General features: G+C 73.2%; 6 protein-coding genes. 3 read left to right on the top strand and 3 right to left on the bottom strand.

Annotated elements, in window-relative coordinates; genetic code table 11:
• The first annotated feature begins 7 nt into the window (after positions 1–7).
• Positions 8–847, top strand: a complete 840-nt coding sequence (locus AADR41_RS21365; protein WP_342282990.1) for an ABC transporter ATP-binding protein — start codon at positions 8–10, stop codon at positions 845–847.
• Positions 844–2,487, top strand: coding sequence for a transporter (locus AADR41_RS21370; RefSeq protein WP_342282991.1), 1,644 nt, complete (start codon positions 844–846; stop codon positions 2,485–2,487). Before AADR41_RS21365 ends, AADR41_RS21370 begins: the two co-directional genes overlap by 4 nt.
• A gap of 55 nt (positions 2,488–2,542) precedes the next feature.
• On the opposite strand, the gene AADR41_RS21375 is transcribed toward AADR41_RS21370, so the two are convergent.
• Both AADR41_RS21375 and AADR41_RS21380 read right to left on the bottom strand, forming a co-directional pair.
• On the bottom strand, positions 2,543–3,436 hold the full coding sequence (locus AADR41_RS21375; protein WP_342283001.1) for an alpha/beta fold hydrolase: 894 nt from the start codon (positions 3,434–3,436) through the stop codon (positions 2,543–2,545).
• A gap of 811 nt (positions 3,437–4,247) precedes the next feature.
• Positions 4,248–4,940: a metal-dependent transcriptional regulator gene (locus tag AADR41_RS21380; protein WP_342282992.1), complete on the bottom strand. Its 693-nt coding sequence runs from the start codon at positions 4,938–4,940 to the stop codon at positions 4,248–4,250.
• 217 nt (positions 4,941–5,157) lie between these two features.
• Here AADR41_RS21380 and AADR41_RS21385 point away from each other — a divergent pair, with 217 nt between their 5' ends.
• Complete coding sequence (locus AADR41_RS21385) at positions 5,158–5,913, top strand: SIS domain-containing protein (protein ID WP_342282993.1); 756 nt, start codon at positions 5,158–5,160, stop codon at positions 5,911–5,913.
• Positions 5,914–5,965: 52 nt separating this feature from the next.
• On the opposite strand, the gene AADR41_RS21390 is transcribed toward AADR41_RS21385, so the two are convergent.
• Positions 5,966–7,009 (bottom strand): sensor histidine kinase (locus tag AADR41_RS21390; protein ID WP_342282994.1); only part of this gene is annotated, 1,044 nt, incomplete at its 5' end.

Here is a 7,009-nt window from a genome sequence, read left to right on the forward strand (position 1 = left end):
AGGAAACATGCGTGACCGCGCAGAGACCGACAGAGCGGTACGGGCGGACGGAGCGGACGCGGCGGGCGGAGCCGGTGGGGCGGCGCCCGCCGTTCGCGTACAGGGGCTGTGGAAGCGGTTCGGGGAACAGACCGCGGTGGCCGGGATCGATCTGGAGCTGCCCGCGGGCAGGTTCATCGGTCTGGTCGGGCCCAACGGGGCGGGCAAGACCACCACGTTGTCGATGGTCACCGGACTGCTCCGGCCCGACCAGGGCAAGGTCGAGGTGGCCGGCCACGACGTGTGGCGCGACCCGGTCGAGGTGAAGTCCAGGATCGGCGTGCTGCCGGAGGGGCTGCGGCTCTTCGAGCGGCTCTCCGGGCGCGAACTCCTCGCGTACACCGGCAGGTTGCACGGGCTGCCCGGCGCCGAGGTGGACAAGCGGGCCACCCAGCTCCTGGACGTGCTCGATCTCGCGGGCGCCCAGCACAAACTGGTCGTCGACTACTCGACCGGCATGCGGAAGAAGATCGGGCTCGCGGCCGCGCTGCTGCACAACCCCGAAGTGCTGTTCTTGGACGAGCCGTTCGAGGGCGTCGACCCGGTTTCGGCGCAGACCATCCGCGAGGTCCTGGAGCGGTACACCCGCTCGGGGGCGACCGTCGTCTTCTCCAGCCATGTGATGGAGCTCGTGGAGTCCCTCTGCGACTGGGTCGCCGTCATGGCGGCGGGCAGGATCCGGGCGCAGGGCACCCTGGCCCAGGTGCGCGGCGAGGCGCCCTCGCTGCAGACCGCCTTCCTGGAACTCGTCGGCGCCGGATCCCGCGCCACCGACGGCTCCCTCGACTGGCTGGGCGGCAAGCGATGAGCGTGCTCGACGCCCCCGCGGGCACCGCCCCCGGACGGGCCGCGAACGAGAACCTCGTCCCGGTCTTCGTACGGCTCAAGCTGACCCTGCTGCGCAACGGGCTGCGGCAGTCGGCCGGCCGGCGGGCCGCGTACATCGCCTCCGTCGTCGTCACCCTGCTGTTCGCCGCGGGCCAGCTGATCGGGCTGATCGCGCTGCGCGGGAACGCCCACACCGGCTCCCTCGTGGTGCTGCTGGCGGCGGTGCTGGCGGTCGGCTGGACCGTGATGCCGCTGTTCTTCCCCAGCGGTGACGAGACTCTGGACCCGAGCCGGCTGGTGATGCTGCCGCTGCGGCCGCGCCCGCTGATCTCGGCGCTGCTGGCGTCCTCGCTGGTCGGGATCGGTCCGCTGTTCACGCTCTGCCTGACGGCCGGATCGGTGTTCGCGGTGGCGCGCGGGGCGGCCGGTGCGGTGTTCGCCGTGGTGGCCGCGCCACTCGCGCTGCTGGTGTGCGTGGCGCTGGCGCGGGCGGTGGCCACGGCCAACACCCGGCTGCTGACGTCCCGCAAGGGCCGCGATCTCGCGGTGCTCAGCGGGCTGGTGATCGCGGTGGGCTTCCAGGTCGTCAACTTCGGCGCCCAGCGGCTCGGCCGGGCGGGCGGGCTGTCCGCGCTCGACCCGGTCGCCGACGTGGTGCGCTGGCTGCCGCCCGCCTCGGCGATCGGGGCGGTGGACTCGGCGTCGCGGGGCTCGTACGGCCCGGCCCTCGCACAGCTGCTGCTCTCCGTCGCGGCGCTGGTCGCGCTGCTGTGGCTGTGGCAGCGGAGCCTGGTGAAGCTGATGACGACCCCGGACGGCTCGACCCTGGCGGCCGCCGGGCCGGGCCGCGAGAAGGCCGGCAAGGGCGGCTCCGGGCTCGCCTCGCTGCTGCCGCAGGGGCGTACCGGGACGGTGATGGAGCGCAGCCTGCGGTACATCGCGCGCGATCCGAAGACCAAGGCCGCCTGGGTCACGGCGCTGGCGATCGGGCTGATCGTGCCGATCCTCAACGCGCTCCAGGGCACCGGCTCGGTCTACTTCGCCTGTTTCGCCGCCTGGATGCTCGGCATCCAGATGTACAACCAGTTCGGACAGGACACCTCGGCGTTCTGGATGGTGGCGCTGACGATCTCCTCCACCCGTGACGCCTATCTGGAACTGCGGGCGCGGGCACTGGCGCTGCTGCTGATCACGCTGCCCTACACGATCGTGGTGACGGTGGTGACGGCCGCGGTGCTCGACGACTGGGCCGCGCTGCCGGAGGTCATGGGGCTGTCGTTCGCGCTGCTGGGCGGCATGCTGGCGACGGGCGCGGTGGCGTCGGCGAACTTCCCGTACTCGATCCCGCAGGACGGGGCGTTCAAGAACGTGGCGCCGGGGCAGGCCGGGCTCGCCTGGATCTCCATCTTCGGCGGCATGGTCTCGGCGGGGCTGCTCTGCGCGCCGGCGATCGCGGCGACGATCTGGCTGCACGTCGCGGACCACGAGCAGTGGCTGTGGCTGCTGCTGCCGGTGGGGGCGGTGTACGGGGCGCTGATCTCCTGGGCGGGGCTGCGGGTGGCCGCCCCGCGCACGGCGGACCGGCTCCCGGAGATCCTGGCGGCGGTCAGCAAGGGCTGAGGACGGCCGCGGCCGGACCCGCGGGCCCGGCCGCGCCGCTCCGTCGCACCCCCGGTCAGGACGGGACGGGTTCGCGCTCCTCCCGGGGGTCCTCGGCGAACTGCTCCAGGAAGGGTTCGACCGCGGCGCGCCAGCCCTCGGGCTGGTCGTAGTGGACGAGGTGGCCGGCGTCGGCCACTTCGGCGTACTGCCCGCGCGGCAGCACCCGGACCATCTCCTGCGCCTCCGCCCGGCCCAGCTCGCCGTCGAGCCCGCGGAGCACCAGGGTCGGGCAGCGGACCTGCGCCAGCTCCTCCCAGTGCGCGTCGAACACCCAGGTCGCGCGGGAGCGGAGCATCTGGCGGCGGGAGAAGACGGGGCGCCAGCCGTCGGCCCGCTCGGCCATCACCTCGGCGAAGAACTCGCCGCGGGCCGGGTTGGGCCGCTCCACCCAGGGGTCGTCCTCGCCGAACCACTTCCGTACGTCGGAGAGCGTCGCGAACGGCACCGGCCAGGACTTGAACCAGTCCTCCCACTCCCGCTGCGAGGCCGCGCCGAGCGCGGAGGCCCGCATGTCGCAGATGACCAGCGCCCGCACCAGATCGGGGCGCTTCGCGGCGAGCTGCCAGGCCGTCAGCGCCCCCATGGAATGCCCGACGAGGGTGACGGGGGCGAGGCCGAGCTGCTCGATCGCGGCCTCGGCGTCGGCGACGTACGCGTCACGGGTGTACGGGCCTTCGGCCGGCTTGTCGCTGCGGCCGTGCCCGCGCTGGTCGAGGCCGACGGCCCGGTGCCGCTCCGCGAGCCAGCGGGCGGTCGGGGCCCAGTGCGCGGCCCGGCCCATCAGGCCGTGGAGCAATAAGACCCCGGGGGCGCGCTCGCCCTCCGTGCGCCCCTTGGGCGGGTCGGCGAACTCCCAGGCCGCGAGGCGTAAGCCGTCGGTCCCGGTCACATCGATGCGCCGCACCATATGTCCTGGCACCCCCTTCTGGTCCTCGATCGCCGCTTGATCACAGCCTTGATCACCGCGTGGTCGCGTCACGCCAGACTATCGAACTTGTATTCGAAAACCGGGATCTGCCATCCAACACCGCTCGTTCGAGTGACCGGCCCCAAGGATTGACCGAGGCGGCGGCGGGGAGACCTTCTCCGGGAGGCGGGCCACTCGGGGATGAGGGCCCGTGGGGACTGACCTTGAGAGCTCGGGGCTCCAGGTCAGAGCAGGGGAGGACAGGCCCCGGCGCCGCGAGGCGCCGGGGCCCTCTGTCTTCCGGGGAGCCGCCGGCGGCGATGCGCATCGGCGGGCGCCGGCACCGGTCCCCCGGGCGGCGGCGTGCGATTCAGCGAAAATGTTCGATTCATGGGCACGGGCACGCGATGCGCGGGCGGCCGGGACCGCGGCAGCCACCTTCCGGTGCGCGTGCCGGACGTACCGGACATGCGAAAACGACGGGCGCATGCACCTGCTCCCTCCCCGACCGCGCGACCAGTTGGCCGACACTCTCAGGTATGCCTCAGCCACAGCCTGGCACGCGATCCGTCCGGGCGCTGCACTTCCGGACGGAAAATCGCTGAGCGGACGCCCCGCTTCAACGCGCCGGCGGCGCCCCGGCAACGACATCCGGCCAAGCAGCGCCCCGGCGGCGGGAATCCGGCCGGAGAACACCGGCCCCGCCGCACCCCCGGCCGGCGCCCCTCGACGGCATCCGCCCGGGGAGCCCGGCCGACGGCCGGCCCCGGCGGCGGGGCAGTCGCCGACCGGGCACTCGGCAGCCGGGGACTCAGCGCTTGGCGACGAACACGTGCGAGGCGACCTCGGTGTCCAGCTCCGCCGCCTCACCACTGCTGCCCACCAGCACCCCGCCGGGCGACTGCGTCACGCTGACCACGGAACCGGGCTGCACACCCGCACGCCGCAGCGTGTACATCAGCTGGGCGTCCGTCTGGATCGGCTCACCGATCCGGCGCACGACCACCGTCTTGCCGTCCGCCCCCGGGTCGAGTTCCGCCAGGCTCAACATGCCCTCGTCCAGGAACGGGTCGGCCTCGGCCTTCTCGCCCAGCTCCTCCAGGCCCGGGATCGGATTCCCGTACGGCGACTCCGTCGGGTGACGCAGCAGCTCCAGCACCCGCCGCTCCACCGCCTCGCTCATCACATGCTCCCAGCGGCACGCCTCGGCGTGGACCTGCTCCCACTCCAGGCCGATCACATCGACCAGCAGGCACTCGGCGAGCCGGTGCTTGCGCATCACCCGCGTCGCCAGGCGGCGCCCCTCGTCGGTCAGCTCCAGGTGCCGGTCGCCCGCGACCCGCACCAAGCCGTCACGCTCCATCCGCGCCACCGTCTGGCTGACCGTCGGACCGCTCTGGTCCAGCCGTTCCGCGATCCGGGCGCGCATGGGGACCACGCCTTCCTCTTCGAGTTCGAGGATGGTGCGGAGATACATCTCCGTGGTGTCGATCAGTCCGGACATTCGTGCCCCTCGATGCTGTGACAGGAAAACGTCGTAAGCGCTGTGCGCTGGCCCTCCTCCAATTCTGACGCATACCGCCGACAACCGTGCCGGGCCGGTCGAACGCCGGACGCCGCAGCCCGGCAGGCGGTATTGACATGTCACTGGTCCAGACCGCAACGTGATCGGCGGCACGGACACCCATGAACACTTCTTCCCGCCGGAAAGGGCCTCCTCGATGAGCGACAGCAAGCTGGCCGGTCAGTTCTTCGACGCAGCGATCGGCCTGCTGGAGCGGGTACGCGACGAGGAGTCCGGCAACATCGCGGCCGCCGGTGCCGCGATCGCCGACACCGTGGAAGCGGGCGGCAGGCTCTTCGCCTTCGGCGCCGGACACTCCTCGCTCGCCGCGCAGGACGTCGTCTACCGGGCCGGCGGCCTCGCCCTGATGAACCTGCTGGCCGTCCCCGGAACGGTCGGCGTCGACGTCGTGCCCGCGACGCTCGGCTCCGCGCTGGAGCGGGTCGACGGACTGGCGGGCGCCGTGCTCGACTCCAGCCCCGCCACCGCCGGCGACGTCCTCGTGATCATCTCGCTCTCCGGCCGCAACGCGCTCCCGGTGGAGATGGCGCTGAACGCACGGGCCCTCGGCCTGAAGGTCATCGGCGTGACCTCGGTGGCGTACGCGGACGGCACCCGCTCCCGGCACACCTCGGGCGGCTTTCTGCGGGACCACTGCGACATCGTGCTCGACAGCAAGATCGCCATCGGCGACGCCGAGCTGACCCTCGACGGGATCGAGGCGCCCTTCGCCCCCGCGTCGACGGTCGTCACCAGCGCGCTGATGCAGGCCATGATGGCCGCCGCCGCGGAGCAGCTGGTCGCCCGGGGCATCGAGCCGCCACTGCTGCGCTCGGGCAACGTCGACGGCGGCCACGAGTGGAACGGCCGCGTCATGACGGAGTACCGGGACCGGATCTTCTACCGCCGCTGATCGCGCCGGGCCGTCGGCCGCCCCCGGCTCCCCTCCGCGGACACGCCGGCGGCTACGGGCAGGCCGGCAGCACGACCCGGACCGTCAGACCGCCTCCCGGGTTCGCCGTCGCGCTCGCCCCGCCGCCGTGCGCCCTCGCGATCGACGCCACGATGGACAGCCCCAGGCCGGCCCCCTCACCGGGGGCGTGGCGGCGGGCCTGCGCCCGGCGGAACGGCTCGAACAGCAGCGGCACGGTCGCCGGGTCCACCACCGGCCCGGTGTTGGCGACCTCCAGACCGCCCGGCCCCACCCGGACCCGTACCGTTCCGCCGGGGTGGTTGTGGCGCAGCGCGTTGGCGACCAGGTTGTGCACGAGATGGTCCAGCAGGACCGGGTCGCCCTCCACCGGCAGCGGCCGGGCCTCCGCCTCGATGGTGATGGACCGATTCTCCGCCTCCGGCTCCAGCGCCTTGGTCACCGTGACGGCGGCCGCGTCCAGCGCGACCCGTTCGCGCCGCCGCAGGCCCTCGTCGGAGACCGCGAGGAGCAGCAGTCCCTCGATGAGCTGCTCGCTGTCGGCGGCGGTGTCGATGAGTTTGTCCCGGATCCAGGCGACCTTCTCGGGCGGCGGGTCGTCGGCGAGGCCGATCTCGGCCGCGGCCCGCTGCACGGCGAGCGGGGTGCGCAGTTCGTGGGCGGCGTTGGCGGCGAACCGCTGCCGGGCGGCGACCAGCTCCTCGATCCGGTCGAGCATCCCGTCGAAGGTGTCGGCCAGTTCCTTGAGCTCGCCGGGCGGGGCCTTCAGCGCCAGGCGTTCGTGCAGGTTGCTGCCGGAGAGCCGGCGGGCGCGGGCAGTGATGACGCCGACCGGCCGCAGCACCCGGCCCGCCATCCACCAGGCGAGCGCGACGGAGAGCGCCGAGTAGACGGCGAGGGAGGCCCCGGAGACCGTCAGCAGCTGGTTGAGCGCGGCGTCCCCGGCCGCGGTGGTGACCCTCTTCGCCATCGCGTACTGCCCGGGTTCCATGACCACGGTCCGCGCCCAGCCCGACGACGGCGGCTCGGGCGTGGAGGCCACGCCCGACCGAATGGCGGGGGTGGCCCCGGCGGGGAC

Source organism: Streptomyces sp. CLV115, assembly GCF_038448545.1.
Lineage (GTDB): Bacteria > Actinomycetota > Actinomycetes > Streptomycetales > Streptomycetaceae > Streptomyces > Streptomyces sanglieri.